12 protein-coding genes are annotated in these 14,867 nt (G+C 61.3%); 5 read left to right on the forward strand and 7 right to left on the reverse strand.

The annotated features are described in order from the left end of the window. Positions 1–803: 803 nt before the first annotated feature. Positions 804–1,499: a DUF2334 domain-containing protein gene (locus tag EYW42_RS09885; RefSeq protein WP_161972931.1), complete on the forward strand. Its 696-nt coding sequence runs from the start codon at positions 804–806 to the stop codon at positions 1,497–1,499. A 426-nt stretch (positions 1,500–1,925) separates the two neighbouring features. On the opposite strand, the gene EYW42_RS09890 is transcribed toward EYW42_RS09885, so the two are convergent. Next, complete coding sequence (locus EYW42_RS09890) at positions 1,926–3,299, reverse strand: oligosaccharide flippase family protein (RefSeq protein WP_161972932.1); 1,374 nt, start codon at positions 3,297–3,299, stop codon at positions 1,926–1,928. Between the two features lie 131 nt (positions 3,300–3,430). Here EYW42_RS09890 and EYW42_RS09895 point away from each other — a divergent pair, with 131 nt between their 5' ends. Further along, positions 3,431–4,600: a glycosyltransferase family 4 protein gene (locus EYW42_RS09895; protein ID WP_135535100.1), complete on the forward strand. Its 1,170-nt coding sequence runs from the start codon at positions 3,431–3,433 to the stop codon at positions 4,598–4,600. A 65-nt stretch (positions 4,601–4,665) separates the two neighbouring features. Beyond that, positions 4,666–5,451, forward strand: coding sequence for an FkbM family methyltransferase (locus tag EYW42_RS09900; protein WP_237561304.1), 786 nt, complete (start codon positions 4,666–4,668; stop codon positions 5,449–5,451). A 52-nt stretch (positions 5,452–5,503) separates the two neighbouring features. Here EYW42_RS09900 and EYW42_RS09905 read toward each other — a convergent pair whose 3' ends face one another. Beyond that, positions 5,504–6,631 (reverse strand): glycosyltransferase family 4 protein, encoded by a 1,128-nt coding sequence (locus tag EYW42_RS09905; RefSeq protein WP_161972933.1) that lies wholly within the window; start codon positions 6,629–6,631, stop codon positions 5,504–5,506. Between the two features lie 11 nt (positions 6,632–6,642). After that, positions 6,643–7,569 carry a hypothetical protein gene (locus EYW42_RS09910; RefSeq protein WP_135535102.1) on the reverse strand — a complete coding sequence of 309 codons (927 nt, stop codon included), beginning with the start codon at positions 7,567–7,569 and terminating at the stop codon, positions 6,643–6,645. 81 nt (positions 7,570–7,650) lie between these two features. Between EYW42_RS09910 and EYW42_RS09915 the strand changes: the two genes are divergently transcribed. Continuing rightward, positions 7,651–8,766 carry a glycosyltransferase gene (locus EYW42_RS09915; protein ID WP_135535103.1) on the forward strand — a complete coding sequence of 372 codons (1,116 nt, stop codon included), beginning with the start codon at positions 7,651–7,653 and terminating at the stop codon, positions 8,764–8,766. Positions 8,767–8,937: 171 nt separating this feature from the next. On the opposite strand, the gene EYW42_RS09920 is transcribed toward EYW42_RS09915, so the two are convergent. Next, on the reverse strand, positions 8,938–9,804 hold the full coding sequence (locus EYW42_RS09920) for a sulfurtransferase (protein ID WP_135535104.1): 867 nt from the start codon (positions 9,802–9,804) through the stop codon (positions 8,938–8,940). Positions 9,805–10,369: 565 nt separating this feature from the next. On the opposite strand from EYW42_RS09920, the gene EYW42_RS09925 reads away from it, so the two are divergent. Further along, entirely contained in the window at positions 10,370–11,149 is a 780-nt protein-coding gene (locus EYW42_RS09925) for a sulfurtransferase (RefSeq protein ID WP_135535105.1), read from the forward strand. A 140-nt stretch (positions 11,150–11,289) separates the two neighbouring features. Here the strand turns inward: EYW42_RS09925 and EYW42_RS09930 are convergent, their stop codons facing one another. From EYW42_RS09930 to EYW42_RS09940, 3 genes are all read right to left on the reverse strand, one after another. Next, positions 11,290–12,798, reverse strand: a complete 1,509-nt coding sequence (locus EYW42_RS09930; RefSeq protein ID WP_135535106.1) for a phosphoenolpyruvate carboxykinase (ATP) — start codon at positions 12,796–12,798, stop codon at positions 11,290–11,292. A 195-nt stretch (positions 12,799–12,993) separates the two neighbouring features. Further along, positions 12,994–13,968 carry a transcription initiation factor IIB gene (locus EYW42_RS09935; protein ID WP_135535107.1) on the reverse strand — a complete coding sequence of 325 codons (975 nt, stop codon included), beginning with the start codon at positions 13,966–13,968 and terminating at the stop codon, positions 12,994–12,996. 149 nt (positions 13,969–14,117) lie between these two features. Further along, complete coding sequence (locus EYW42_RS09940; protein ID WP_135535108.1) at positions 14,118–14,729, reverse strand: class I SAM-dependent DNA methyltransferase; 612 nt, start codon at positions 14,727–14,729, stop codon at positions 14,118–14,120. Positions 14,730–14,867: the final 138 nt, after the last annotated feature.

Raw genomic sequence — 14,867 nt, forward strand, 5'->3', positions numbered from 1 at the left:
TGCAGTGCTCTTCATGTACCGACAGCACGCCACTTGTATCGAGTAATTCTGTCGAGTCCACGTGAATCATCTCTTGAAACTCCGACACCATCGGTTCCTGAAACCACTCACCGACCGATATGTCAAACCGCTACTTGCGTCAGTACGCTATTATCTCGGATAACACGTCCGAGAACACACGCCGAAGGACATATTGCATTTGTAGGATGTGGTATTATACGAACAATAGAGAGACAAGGCATACAGGACGATATCCAGGAATGATACCTGAATATTGAGCGAGTTGAACATCGCCACGCGGCCTATCCTCCGTAGCATATGGTTCGGCAGCGTGAATGTGGTGTCGACGGCCAGCATTCGTTGGAACTCGACCGCGTCACACTACTCATAGATGTCATGGTGGGCGTTGACGGGTCATATCTGTCTAGTCTGGGTAACGTCGTCTCCGACAAGTCTAATAGGGGCCATCCAGCTGGCGGAGCTAGTTGAGGTATTTGGTAACAAGGACAGGGTCGCCGCCGCACTCCACAGCGCGGCGGCCGACTTGGGGTAGTGCTAGTTCAGCCAACCACCCGGCAGTGGCTGGCGAGGTACGGCGGGGAGGGGTAGAAGGTGAAGGTCCCACTGACGAAACTGTAAAGCAAACCACGTCGAATCCGCTAGCGAGCGCATGGACAACCGATAAAGTTCTGTATCAGAGAGCGCATGGTCAACCGATGAAGTTCTGTATCAGAGATGACGACACATGCTACTACACGAACCCGGCCGTCTTGGAGTCTGTATTCGGAGATATATGGGATGATGTGCCAGTTACGCTCGCCTGTGTCCCGATGGTGTCGCCCGACACCGACGCCCTGGTCGACGCGACAGAGCCCGTCCCGATGCCGATAGAGGCGAACACGGCCTTGCAGTCGTACCTCGCCGAGCGTCTAGACGCGGGAGACATAGAGATTGCGCTCCACGGCTACCACCACGACACGCCCGAGGGGCGTCCGGAATTCGTCGCGGGGGGAGAATTGACCGAGAAGGTCCGGGCAGGCCGCCAGCAGCTAGAGCGCGCATTCGACACGGAGGTTCGGCTGTTCGTCCCCCCACATGTCCGCCTCTCGAACTGCGGGGTTCGCGCGGTCGGCACTAACGGGCTCGACATCGTCCGCGGCTACGGCCCCCGGCCTCGGGAGGTTCAGCCCACACCAAAGTGGTGGGCCGGGTACACTAGACTTCTTTCGTTCTACGCCCAACATCGCAAGGAGTTTCGCTACCCCGATCCCATCAACTACGGAACCCATCGGGAGCTGTACTCCCACCGACTTAATCACCGGACCGATATGGACTGGTGCAAAGGGGCGTTCGACTACATCGCGGCCAGAGACGGCGTCTTCTGTCTCTCTGTCCACGCGAACGGGCTGACAGACGCCGGTAAACGAAAGCTTCACGAGATAGTCGCCTACGCGAAACGTCGTGACCCCAAATTTGTCACCGCGAGCGAGGCCCTGTAAACGGGCCGAAGTAGCGGTTTGACCCAGCGTAGCTGATGTCACGCCGATGCTGATCTCGGTCAAACGCCGCGTCCGTCTCGGGTCTGACAACTGATTCGTGACCCTCGTCGCCGTCACGGTGGTCTCGGCCTAAAGACACGGCGCATCTTGGGATGTAGACAGCCGAAGGTATGCCATAATACCACCTTCGCCGAACACCTCCCGTTGTCGGCTGTGATGAGGACCCATTCAGCGTCGACGTGAGGAATACCACGTCGTTGAGGACTTACCGCAATTTCGCCAGATTTTTTAGAGGCCAGAAGTGAACGCGTTACCGATTTGCTCCCGTCTCTAGGGGGGCCTACGGCGATAAATTACCGGGCCTACGCTGACTATGGAGAAGCGAGGACAAATTTTCCCACGCTGACAAAATCAACGGGGCGACCGCTAGCTACTGCCGTAGATGAGGCTGCTTACGTCCGACTTGACGCCGGGGCTGACTAGCACGAACACAGTCGCGAACAGTGCGCCGCCGAGAGCCACCGACGCTAAGAGAGAGGGGAGAGTCGCGGGGAGGCGGTCGGCGACTAATCGAACGGCGACGAGCATCACTCCGGCCGCGAAGACGCTGGGGGCGAATTCCGTGACAGACGGGTAGCGAACACGGTCAGCCACCTGCCGGAACAGGAGGAGCGCCAGTACGGTGAACGATAGGAGACATCCAACAGCAGCCCCGACGATGCCGACAATCGGAATCAGCAGGGCGTTCACCACGGCGTTGAGTAACCCCGCCGCGACGCTGGCGCTAGTTACGCCGCGATCGCGGTCGTAGCTGTAGCTCACCACGGTGGTGATGCGAGCGAAACTGTATGGGAGGCGCCCAGCGAGCAGCACCAGCAGCGGCACATAGGCGTCGGCATAGGCGGCCCCGTAGAGCACGGTAACGAGTTCAGGACCGAGCGCAACGGCGCCGACAAACAGAGCGATCATCGGCGCTGAGAGATAAAAGAGGGCCTTCTGGACGTATGCTCGAATTCCGTCGTGGTTCTCCGCCTGGACTGCCTCGGCGAATCGGGGGTAGAGTACCGATACGATAGGGTTCGTCACGAGTAAGCCGACCGCGGAGAGGCGCCAGGCGACTTCATATAGGGCCACCGCGTCCGGCGTCAGGAACGCCCCGATCAGCAGCGTGTCTATCCACTCTTGGCCGAGGTTACCTAGGCTCGCCGCCGTGAGGTTCGCCGCCCTACCCGCAAGTCGTCGGAGGTCTCCCGCCGTTGGGCGCCCCGCCGGCGATACGTCCATCATAGCGATCCCACCGCCGATGACCAGAAGGTGCGCGATAAGCAGGCCACCGACGAGGGCGACCACCGGTTCCAGCCCAGCCAAGACCGCTCCGCTTCCGACCGTGTACGTCCCAACTCGTTTTATAGCGACGAGGGCGGCTGCACGCGTGTTCTTTTGTTCACCCTGGAGTACCGACCGGGCAAGCTGCGCGAAGATAGTGACCGGTAATAGTAGGGCTAGCCAGCGGCCGAACCCGTTCCCGATATACGTCGATAGAACTGATTCGGTCAGGACCGCGAGAACGACAATAAAACTGGTGACGCTAAGTGTGAACACCACTGCCGTGGTCAGTTCCTCTGCCGGGATCTCCGATTTGCTTATACGGCGGGTGAGGTCAGTCGAGACTCCGTTACTACCCACGGAGGTCGTTATTTGGAGCACCGCGATGAGGAGGAAGTACGAGCCAAGGACCGATTGCGCGACCAGTTGCGTGTAAGCGATGACACCAAGGAAACTCGCGGCCTGCCCGACCACCCCGAATCCACCGTTTCCGAGGATTTGCTTTGTGATAGTACGATCGGAGAAGACGGACATTAGTGTTACAGACGCCAGAGTTTGTGGTTGGAGTCAAAGCTCTTTTGTTTCGGCTATGCGAAAAATTATCGATGAAGCCGGTTTCGTTCGTCGCCTACGGTGATATCGGCCTCCACACGGGTCGTCCTATCACCGAACTGTCTCGCGGGCTCCACCGCCGAGGGCTCTTAAACCAGGTGTACTGCCGAGGAGTCGAGACGTACGACCTGCCCGAACCCCTCGTGACGACGCCGATTCCATTCGGGCGCAAGATACCCCGGGCGATGACGGGTATCAACCGCTACGTCACCGAGCGGTTCGATAAGCGATACTACTCCGAACAGCTGTTCGACCGTTTTGCCGCCCGAGCCATCACTGACACCGGCGTCCACCTACACCACACCCCAGGCTATCTCAGGACGCTTAGAGCGGGGAATCAGTCGGGGAACCGGACCATCGTGAAGGCGACAACAGAGTATGCAGCATCCTGTTACCGCCGAATCGCGACAGAGTACGAGCGGCTCGAGATGACGCCGCCCCAACCAGCGACACAAGAGCGCCGCGTCGAGTTGCAGGAACAGACATTCAAGGAGTGTGATCAGATACTGGCCATCTCATCATTCGTCGAAGAATCTCTGGTCGATGCAGGGTTCCCCGCGGAGAAGATATCGGTGACACCGCTTGGCGTCGATGTCGAGGCGTATCCGACCGTCTCGGACGAACCCGACGACGAGCCGTTCACGGCGCTGTATATCGGCTCAGTGACCCTCGCGAAGGGCGTACCACATTTACTCGAGGCCTGGCAACAGAATGGATGGGGAACTGACGACACTGCCCAGTTGCTGCTCTGTGGCCACGTCTCGTCGGCCATGCGGGAGGTGCTGTCGAACTACGAGTTCGACAACGTTCGGACTCCCGGGTTCGTCGACCCGCAGGAGTACCACCATCGGGCGTCGGTTTTCGTCTTTCCCTCGATATCCGATGGCTATGGGAAAGCGTCACTCGAGGCGATGGCGGCAGGCCTTCCGGTGATCACGACCGATCAGACAGGGGTCAGGGACACTGTGACTGACGGGCGCGAAGGGTTCCTCGTCCCAGCCGGTGACGCCGCAGCGCTGGCAGACCGACTCCGGACATTGCGTGAAGATGTGTCGCTCCAAAGACTGATGGGGGATCGGGCGCTCGAAACCGCGAGAGAACAGACTTGGGACAGGCACGCCGAAACTGTCGTCGCTGCCCTCGGACTCACACCTCCGGAGTGAAGTGGCGACGTATGTACCAGTGACCGACAGGTATATATTTGGAAATGAAGAGAGATGGTATACTGATGGCCGACATTTTCAACACGGTCAAGAGTCGGCTACCGACCGGCGTGAAAGACACGCTGAAAGGGACCGTCGTCGAAGACATCTATCGTCACGAGACGGTCGCGTCGTTACGGGGCCGAAGCGCCGCCCTCCAGCGCATCACGGTCGATTCATCCGTCGGCCGGCTAGAGTTGTCGGTCCCGGAGTCGGCCGGGCCATACCGAATGCGAAACACGCTGGGTGGGTATGAACCGGCGTTTGTGGCGGCTCTTGCCGACGATCTTACCCACCAGTCGGTGTACTACGATGTCGGTGCTGGGTACGGCTACAACTGTGTGGTGGCCGAGACTGTCGGGGTAAACTCCGCAAACATCCACGGATTCGAGGCAGATCACTTCCGATATCCCATCCTCTCGCGGAACCTGGACGACACGTCCAACACTGTGAAGGCGTTCGTTGACAGGGTAAGCGACGACAAGCAATTGGCACTGGACGACTACCGCCCGCGGTCCGAGCCACCGGACGTGATAACTATCGATGTCGAGGGTGGGGAGTACGACGTGCTCCTCGGGGCCCAGCAGCTACTGGCGTCCTACAGACCAGTGTTGTACGTTGAACTCCACCCTGAGCTGCTGCCGTCGGATATCACCGTCGCCGACCTCTTCGAGTACCTCCAGTCGTTCGGCTACGAACTCACCGCCACCGATCACCGGAAGCGAGGGCAGGAGTGGGTGGCTGCTATGGCAACGGAGCTACCACTGAACCGTTCGACGTCATCGCCGACGTGTATGCTGCGTGCGGACTGACTAGCAAGTCGTGACCGACACGAACAACCCTCCAACCAATAGATCGTCGGGATCAGCTAGATAGCACAGATCGATACGTAGCGACCAGCTGGTCGGAGTGATTCGTCCACCGGAAGCTCTCGGCGTGGCGTTTCCCTGCACTACTGAGCCGCCGCCGGAGGGCCGCATCGTCCAGAACAGCCCGAATCGCGGTCGCCAACTCGGCCGCGTCGCTTGGGTCCTCGATTGTCACTGCCCCATCGGCGACTATCTCGGGAATCGCGTACGCCGACGTCGTGACGACTGGCGTCCCGCGCGCCATCGCCTCCACATTCGGGAGGCCGAACGTCTCGTGATAGGACGGGTAGACGAAACACCGCGCCTCGTCGTACAGGTGGACGAGACGCTCCTGCGTGACGTACCCCAGAAAGTGGGCGTGGTCCGCAACTCCGTGTGTGGCGGCAAGTGAGGGGCCGGTAGACTGCCACCGGTCACCAGCGACGACGAGGTCGATATCCGCGCCCGCGCGTCGGAGGGCCGACAACGCTGCGAGGAGCGTGTCCATGTTCTTTTTCGGGGCCGCGTTCGATACATGCAGGAGGAATGGGTCGGGCATCGAATCAAGTCCGTCCGACGGTGCGACCGAGAAGAAACTGTCGTCGATTGCCTCGTACGTCGTCGTCACCTGCTCCGGGCGGTAGCCGGCATCCTCGATCATGGTATCACTGACGTACTCACTCACCGTCAGCAGTCTGTCCAGCGTGTATCGTCCCAGACGGTCGAACCAGCGACGGCGGACGCGATACCACCGGTCTTCGAGCGGAATTGGAGGCGTCTCCCAGTGGAGTGTGCCGTGGACCGTTGAGACCACGGGCGTGTCTGCTTCGAAGGCGAAGCAGTGACCGATGTCGGGAATTGAGTTAAGGTGGAATATGTCGAACTTGCGAAGCGGCTCCACCACGGCCAGTCGGGCGGGAAGTGGCCGGTCCGGGAGCCACGGTGTCGGGTACGAGCGGTCGGGTAGCGTGACCGTGTCTACGGCAGCCCCGAAACGACTGGGGTCCCCCCGCCGATAGACGACGACCGGCGTCACCGACTCCTGCTCGGCTAGTGCCCCCGGGACGGCCTTGATGTAGTTCCAAGGCGCTCCACCCGCTTCGAGGTCCTCGATGACGATACCGACGGTCAACTCGCCCGACACTGACTTACTCCTCATCGGTACCCCAGGTCTTCCAGCCGTCGTGCGACCACGTCGTCGTCGGTCTCCGTGCCCATCTCGACCGGCGGCGCCGCTTCGATACGCCGCCGGTCGCCGTCAACCACAAGCCACGGGACCTCCACGAGTTCGTCGGTGTAAATGCCGTGTGGATGGCCCCACTCACGGATAGGGATGGGACTGGCGCGTTCGCCGATCATGTTGCCATGGTCGGCAGTGACTACGCTCTTACCGTCGAGACAGTCGAGCAGTCGAGCGACGTGCGGGAGCGTCCGATCGAGGTTCGCTCGGTAGGCTCGCCATATTTCCTCGGGCGCGGCATCGAGGTCACCGGTCATCAGCTGGGCCCAGCTACCAGGCGTGTCGGGTTTGAGAAACGCCTGATCGTCGTCGAAGGGTTGGTTGCCCTCAACGATGAATGGGTAGTGGGGCTGGATGTAGTGGACGAACAAACGTTTATTTGGGTACCGCTCGGCGGCCGAACGGGCGTGTTCCGTCATCGTTTCTGGGAGCACGGTACGGTGGTCCTCGTCCCAGCCGTCCGTCTTCCAGACATGGTCGACAGCGTGGAACGACGTCTCCAGCCAGTCGCTGTGCCGGTAGAACTGCGGGTTCGCGGTCACGTAGACGGTGTCGTGGAGTTCCTTGCCGGCGAAGTTCGCCTTCAGGAACTCCCAGGTACTTGACCCGCGCGACCGCCGTGACTCCAGCTGCCCCGGAAGCGACGACTGCACCGGGAACATATCGTAGCGGCAGGCGTCAAGTATCAACAGATTGTCCCAGTCCGCCCCGAAGAGGTCCACGCCATTAGTGTTGTATGGGCGGGAGTACAACCGGCGGTGATACATACGGTTCGCTTCCCGTAAAAAGAGGTTCGGACTTGCTAGTCCGCGTCGAATACGATCTGATGTAAAGACGCCCATAGTTTCCCATCTGACAACGAGGAAGTTTAGAGATTTGGATATTCCCCTAACCTAAGTACTGTGCGCCGAGTTTGTTACCCAATGTCGGACCGACTCAAGGTATTACAGCTCATCACCGCTCTCCAGTACGGTGGCGCAGAGAACATGGTCGCGGACCTTGTAGAGACTATTGACGACGCGGCCTTTACTGTCGGCTATATGGAGGCGAAAGACGACCTCGTCCCGCGGCTCGTTGACGCTGGAGTGACTGTCGAGTCGTTCGACGAAGATTTCAGGTTCGACCCGCGTGCGTTCGCCCGCCTCCGGCAGTTCCTCCGGGCGGGATCGTTTGATATCGTCCACGCACACCTCCCGTATGCCCAGACCCTCGGCCGGCTGGCGGCCGCCAGCTCGGACATCGGTGGCGTGATCAGCACGCAACATAACGTCGCCGACACCTGGCATCCAGTCACCCGTGCCACGGAACGGGCGACCCGGCCGCTAGACACCGTCACTGTAGCCGTCTCGAAAGGCGTCGAACGGTCCTTTACCGGAAACGCCCATCCCCCGAATCAGCTCGACGACGACTGGTGTACTGTCTACAACGGTATTGATGTTGACGGGTTCAGACAGCAGGTCAATACGGCTGACACGGCGGCCGTACGTGACGAGTTCGACCTCGACCCAGAGACGCTGACACTGCTGAACGTTGGGCGATACGTCCCGGTTAAGCGTCAGCATGAGGCGATCCGCGCAGTGGCTCGGACACCGTTCGACACACAGCTTCTTGTCGTCGGCGACGGTCCGCTGAAGGCGGAGCTGCGAGCGCTGGTGTCCGAACTCGGGTTGAGCGACCGTGTCTACGTGACCGGCCGTGTCACGGATATCGAACCGTTCTACGCGGTCGGCGATGTCTTCGTCGCACCCTCTCGTGGCGAGGGGCTTCCGATAACGCTTCTTGAGGCGATGGCAGCGAGTCTCCCGGTAGTGGCGACGGGTATCCCCGGTATCCGCGAAGTCGTGGATGACGACATCACTGGCCGGCTGTACGAACCAGGGGACTTCGAGACGCTCCGCGTCGCGTTGGCCGAGCTGCGCGACTCGTCGCTGCGTCGGGACTACGGGACAGCCGGCTACGAGCGAGCCAAGGCGACGTTTAGCGTCGAACAGATGGCTACCTCGTACGCTGAGCTGTACCGGCAGGTGGCAAGGCGTTGAGAGCGTCTCCGCCGATATCTGTTCTCGATCTACACGTTTATTCGGTTTAACAGAGTTTCCGACAACTATAGTTCGTAATAGGGATAACACACAAGACGATGAACTGGCGCATCGAGCGATCTACTGTACTAAATTTAACATCATTAAAAGACAGGGTAACAGGAACGCCGACTACTCCCCGCTACCGGTCTCGATCGGCGCGTCCACCAGATTACCCCACTCGGTCCACGATCCGTCGTAGTTCACCGTATCCTCGTAGCCGAGCAGTTCGTGCAGCGCGAACCACGCCACAGAAGACCGCTCGCCGATACGGCAGTACGCGACCGTCGTCCCTTCGCCATCGATACCTTCATCGCCGTAGATCTCCGCCAGTTCGTCGCGCGTCTTGAACGTCCCGTCGTCGTTCGTTACGGCAGCCCACGAGATGTTCTTCGCGCCGGGGATGTGGCCGCCGCGCTGGGCGGTCTCCTGAAGCCCCGGCGGGGCGAGCACTTCACCGCTGTACTCCTCGGGCGAGCGAACGTCGACGAGCGGAACGCCGCGGTCGATGGCCTTCTCGACGTCGTCGCGGTAGGCGCGAATGGACTCGCGCGGACCGGAGGCGTCGTACTCCACGGCGGAGAAGTCCGGCTCCTCGTCGGAGAGCGGGTAGTCGTTGTCCACCCAGTACTCTCGGCCGCCGTCGAGCAGGCGGACGTCGTCGTGGCCGTAGTACTGGAACTGCCAGTAGGCGTAGGCGGCGAACCAGTTAGAGTTGTCGCCGTACAGGACGACAGTCGAGTCCTCGCTGATGCCGTGACCGCCCAGCAGGTCCTCGAAGTCCTCCTTCTCGAGGATGTCGCGTTGGGTCTGGTCCTGGAGTTGCGTCTCCCAGTTGAAGCCGATAGCGCCGGGGGCGTGGCCCTCTTCGTACGCCTCCGTGTCGACATCGACCTCTACGAGTCGGTACTCCGGATCGTCGCTCTGGAACTCGTCCAGGTGCTCTTCGACCCAGTCGGCCGAGACGAGCACGTCGTTTGCGTAGTCGCTTTCGCTCATACAGAACATTGTACTCGCGCCACTCTTATAGAAACTACACATACGGCAGGTACCGCCTCGCCGCCGCCGTCGAGGTAGGTGTTGCCGGTACTCTCAGCGACGGCAGGGAACGGTCGCGGGACTGTCGAAGCGAGTCTCCGCTGAATGGAACCTTACGTCCGGAGACACGAAAACGCGGTGCGGGTATCCCGGCTAATCTTGCAGGTAACTCCGAGGTGGCAGAGGAACAACAGTTCTCGACGGACGTTACGAATGACGACTGCAAAGCGTCGAACAGCGAAACCAGATATCGACTGGCGAATATCTGTTATCGATGGAAACTGCGGAAGATGTTGAGTTCACTCTGTCTGGGAGTTCCACATCACCCCAATTTTGATCGGTCAAATTCAAACGACTTAGAAAGATAGCGTCGAATAGGGCTCGTAGTTCTTTGTATCGTGCTACTCATACCATTTGTATCGGTTGCTCTAACGTATGAGGAGCTAAGTTCTTTCCACGGCGAACGCGAACTGTCGGTTTTGACCCTTCCGGTCTATATAAAACTGTAGCGCCCTCACCTCGACGCATGACCGACGACATCGTCGTTTCGCGCGAGTGGCTCGCGGACCACCGCGACGAGGTGGCCATCGTGGACGTGCGCGACGCCTGGGAGTACGACGGGATCGGACACGTCCCCGGGGCCGTGAGCATCCCGTTCGACACGTTCCGCAGCCAGACGGACGGGGACGAGGGCATGCTCCCCGGCGAGGCGACGTTCGCCGACCTCATGAGCGAAGCCGGTATCGAGTCCGGTGACACTATCGTCGCCTACGACGACACACACGGCGTGTTCGCGGCGCGCTTTCTCGTCACAGCGGAGATATACGGTCACGACGACGTCCGCCTGCTCGACGGCGATTACAGCGCCTGGAACCTGGAGTACGAGACGACATCGGACGTGCCGGACGTGGAGCCGACCGACTACGAGGTGACCCGCCCCGAGGAGACCATCCTGATCGACCAGGCCGCCGTGGAGGCCGCCATCGACACCGACGCCGTCCTCGTCGACACGCGCGACGACTGGGAGTACGAAGAGGGGCATATCCCCGGAGCCGTCAACCTCGACTGGAAGGACCTCGTCGACGAAGAGACGCGGGGGCTCAAGCCGCGAGAGGAACTGGAGGAGACACTGGCGTCGCACGGCATCACGCCCGACCGTCGAGTTATCCTCTACTGCAACACCGCGCGGCGGATCAGTCACACGTACGTCGTCCTCCGATATCTCGGCTACGAAACCGTCGCGTTCTACGAGGGGAGCCTCACCGAGTGGAACGAAGCGGACGGGCCGCTAGAGACTGGGACGTGACGGACAGAACAGTCCAAATCCCCCAGCCTGTTAGACTGGACTAGTCAAAACAGTGCGGTCAGGTTCAGTACAGTCAGGCTCAGTGCGGTCAGAGACAGTCCGGTCAGAACGGCGCGGAACAGACAGCGAAGTCGCAGTGATCAGTAGACCGCGTCTCTGATCGCTTCGTCCAGGTCCTCGAACTCAGACAGGTATTCGCGCCGCTCGGACCGGAGGTCACGGACCTTCCGTTCGTACTCGTCGACGTGGTCGGGCACGGCGAACGCTCCGATATCCATGTCCGGCACCGAGCGGGGTATCGTCAGTCCCGTCGCTTCGTCGTCCGTCCACTCGACGGTGCCGCGGGCTATCTCGCGCAGGATCGTCACCGAGTCGTCGACGCCGATGTCTTTCGCCCCCGCGCCGACATGGCCGGTGTTCAGCACGAAACAGTCCACGTCGAGGTCGTCGATGAGGGCGCGGAACCGGTTCCCCTCTGCGCCCTTCGAGCCGATGATGAAGGGGTTCGTGCCGACGACGCGGATCGACTCGCCGGCGCTCGACGGGTCGCCGGCGCTGGTCTGGATGGATTCGCCGAGCATGAACGCCGCGGCGGACTCCGCGGGCGAGAGCTTCGCGACCGGCGGCATGAGCGGATTGCGCGTGATGAAAAACACCTGGTCGACGGTTTCGAGGTCGATGTCGTCGGCCGCCGAGGAGAGGTGGTCGCGGAGTATGCTCGCCCGCCCGTTAGACGTGTGAACGTCGCTCTCGAAGTCGACGGTCCCATCGTCCGCCACCGCGACGTTTTCGAGCACCGCGGAGTCGTGGGTCACGGCGTCGTGCAGCGCGGGCTGTTCGTCGGGGTCAAGTCCGATAGTTTTCACGTACAGGCCCTCACCCTCGCTGCCGGTGACGCTGCCGTTCGGAAGCAGCGCGCAGACGTCGTCCTGGAGCATCGTCGCCGACTCGGGTTCGTCGAGCCAGAGCCCGTGAGCGGTGAGCGTCGATTTCCCGGTCGCCGAGAGGCCGAGAAACAGCTGACCGACGGTTTCGAGGTCGTCGGTCTCGGTGCGGAGCTCGACCCGCTTGCTGCCGGCGTGAAGGCCGAGGCCGCCGTTTTGCTTGGCATAGAACATGAACAGTCGGAGGAACGACTTCTTGGCCTCGCCGGTGTAGTCGCTGCCGAGTACGGCGGTGACGCCGGCGTCTGGAAGGACACGGATCGCGGTCTCGTCCCACTCGGGAACCTGCACCGTGAGGAAGTCCGGGTCGGTGACGGTGTCGCCCGCCGCGGGTTCGAGCAGCTTTGCGAGCGAAAGCGCGATGCGGCCGTACTCCTTCGGCACGTAGTACCGGCAGACGTAGCTGTGGTCGGGATGGCGGCCCACCTGTCGGTCGAGACAGATCATCTCGTGCTCGCGAGCGTACTCCAGCGCGTCATCGACGTGCCCGTAGTCACGCGCGGTGAACTCGTCGTCGACGGCAGTTCTGGTTCTGTCCGCGCAGCGCGAGCGGTGTTCGCTGACGTACGACGGAGACCCGAAGGTGGTCGTGGTTTCCAGTTCCCGTGAGAACTCTCGGAGTCGTTCGAGCGATGGGTTATAGACGACGTTTGCGGCCTCGGCCGGATCGGGAAGTGCCGTCTCCGGCGGGGAAGCTGTTGTCATGATGGCTGGCGTATAGGTGATTTACGATGACCACGGCTATAATAATACGCTTCCGAATCGCCCGCGGTAGCGGCCGCCCCGTCTGCAGAATTCGGTGAACTCCGTGCAGTCCTGAGTGCCGGCCTGTACGATGATAAGTACGTGAAGCAGAGTCAGGTCACGGCAATGGCGGACCGCCCGCCACTCCCGCCGCAGTCACTCGTGAACGCCCATGGCCTCGATCTGTTCCTGATACCGGTTCCGGATGGTCACTTCGGTCACCTGCGCGACGTCGGCGACCTCCCGCTGGGTCTGTTTGTCGTTGCAAAGCAGCGACCCCGCGTAGATCGCAGCGGCGGCGAAACCTGTCGGCGACTTCCCCGACAACAGCCCCATCTCGGTCGTTTTGTCGATGATCTCGTTGGCTTTCGACTGGACTTCCTCGGAGAGTTCGAGGTCGGAACAGAAGCGCGGTACGTACTGTTTCGGGTCGACCGGTTCCATTTCGAGTCCGAGTTCCTGCGAGACGTACCGATACGTACGGCCGATCTCCTTGCGTTCGACGCGCGAGACCGCCGCGACCTCTTCTAGCGACCGCGGGATCCCCTCCATGCGGCAGGCCGCGTACAGCGTCGCGGTGGCGACGCCCTCGATGGAGCGGCCGCGGATGAGGTCCTCGTCCAGCGCCCGTCGGTAGATGACCGACGCGACTTCGCGGACCGAGCGCGGAACGCCGAGCGCGGAGGCCATCCGGTCGGTCTCCGAGAGCGCGAACTGGAGGTTACGTTCACCCGCGTCTTTGGTCCGGATGCGGTTTTGCCACTTGCGCAGGCGGTTCATCTGACTGCGTTTCTTCGAGGAGAGTGAGCGTCCGTAGGCGTCCTTGTCCTTCCAGTCGATAGTCGTCGTCAGTCCCTTGTCGTGCATCGTCTGCGTCGTCGGCGCGCCGACGCGGGACTTGCTCTGTCGCTCCTGGTGGTTGAACGCCCGCCATTCCGGGCCGCGGTCGATAGTCTGCTCCTCGACGATGAGTCCGCACTCCTCGCAGCTACGTTCGTTCCCGTCCCCGCTCGTGACGAGCGTCTCCGACTCGCATTCGGGGCAGTGTTTGACGCCCTCAGTGGCTTCTGTGGCCTCCGTTTCGTCTTCCGACTGTTCATCCCGTTCTCGCTGCCGAGTGGGGCGTACCATTGGACGAATACATAAACTTCCCCGAGACGCTTAAACGCTGGGAGCGGATCGGTGAATACGACAGGGACGAGCGGGCCGTCGTGACCGTCGCTGACAGTTTTCACACTGTTACCGTCGGGTGTCGCCAACCAGTGTCCCGACATGCTGAACTACGGGTCGGAGACCGGTTGCCGGCAGGAGAAGTTCGCGAACGTCCGACCGGGAGACACCTGATTCACCGTCACCGACTGCACCCGAAACCCTGCCGCTTCGAGCAGTTCCCGCGCTTCGTCCTCGGAGACGTGGTACTCCACGGTGGTTTCCCCCCATTTCTCCACCTCGACCGGTCCGTCGCCGATTTTGAACCCGATGCGCGCAACCCCTTCGGGGCGAAGTACGCGCGAAAACTCGTTCAGAGCGACTGCCATCTCTTCGTCGGGCACGAAAAAGACCGAGGCCGGACACCAGACGCCGTCGAACCGGTCGGCGTCGAACGCGAGATCGCGGATGTCCATTCGAAGGTACTCCCCCGATCGGTGCGTGCGAGCGTAGTCGATCATCCCGTCCGCGATATCGACGCCGATCGGATCGAGGCCACGGGTGTGGAAGTACTCGCAGTCGCGGCCGGGGCCGCATCCGGCATCGAGGACGGCCGGTCCGGGGAGAGCGTCGACGAACGATTCGAGGAGGGCGTGAAACTCCTCGGGGAGAGCGTCGAGTTTCGTGCGGGAATCGAACTCGTCCGCGTGTCGGCCGTAGAGTTCCGCTGGCGGTTCCGGCATTTAAACGACCGTTAGGCAAACAGCGAAATGAGCGTTCGGGTCCGGCCGGGTCGCACGGGCAGGCCAGTGTCGTTTCCCGCCGGGTCTACCGTCCCCTTCGTCGCGGACGACTCTGTCTGCGCTCCCTGGTGGTCAGCG

The sequence above is a fragment of the Halostella pelagica genome, from assembly GCF_004762015.1.
Lineage (GTDB): Archaea > Halobacteriota > Halobacteria > Halobacteriales > Natronoarchaeaceae > Halostella > Halostella pelagica.

Bases quoted from the DNA above. Each gene is read 5' to 3' on its own strand.
- EYW42_RS09895 (WP_135535100.1), top strand. From the start codon at position 3,431: ATGAAGCCGGTTTCGTTCGTCGCCTACGGTGATATCGGCCTCCACACG.
- EYW42_RS09900 (WP_237561304.1), top strand. From the start codon at position 4,666: ATGGCCGACATTTTCAACACGGTCAAGAGTCGGCTACCGACCGGCGTG.
- EYW42_RS09910 (WP_135535102.1), bottom strand. From the start codon at position 7,569: ATGGGCGTCTTTACATCAGATCGTATTCGACGCGGACTAGCAAGTCCG.
- EYW42_RS09915 (WP_135535103.1), top strand. From the start codon at position 7,651: ATGTCGGACCGACTCAAGGTATTACAGCTCATCACCGCTCTCCAGTAC.
- EYW42_RS09920 (WP_135535104.1), bottom strand. From the start codon at position 9,804: ATGAGCGAAAGCGACTACGCAAACGACGTGCTCGTCTCGGCCGACTGG.
- EYW42_RS09925 (WP_135535105.1), top strand. From the start codon at position 10,370: ATGACCGACGACATCGTCGTTTCGCGCGAGTGGCTCGCGGACCACCGC.
- EYW42_RS09930 (WP_135535106.1), bottom strand. From the start codon at position 12,798: ATGACAACAGCTTCCCCGCCGGAGACGGCACTTCCCGATCCGGCCGAG.
- EYW42_RS09935 (WP_135535107.1), bottom strand. From the start codon at position 13,968: ATGGTACGCCCCACTCGGCAGCGAGAACGGGATGAACAGTCGGAAGAC.
- EYW42_RS09940 (WP_135535108.1), bottom strand. From the start codon at position 14,729: ATGCCGGAACCGCCAGCGGAACTCTACGGCCGACACGCGGACGAGTTC.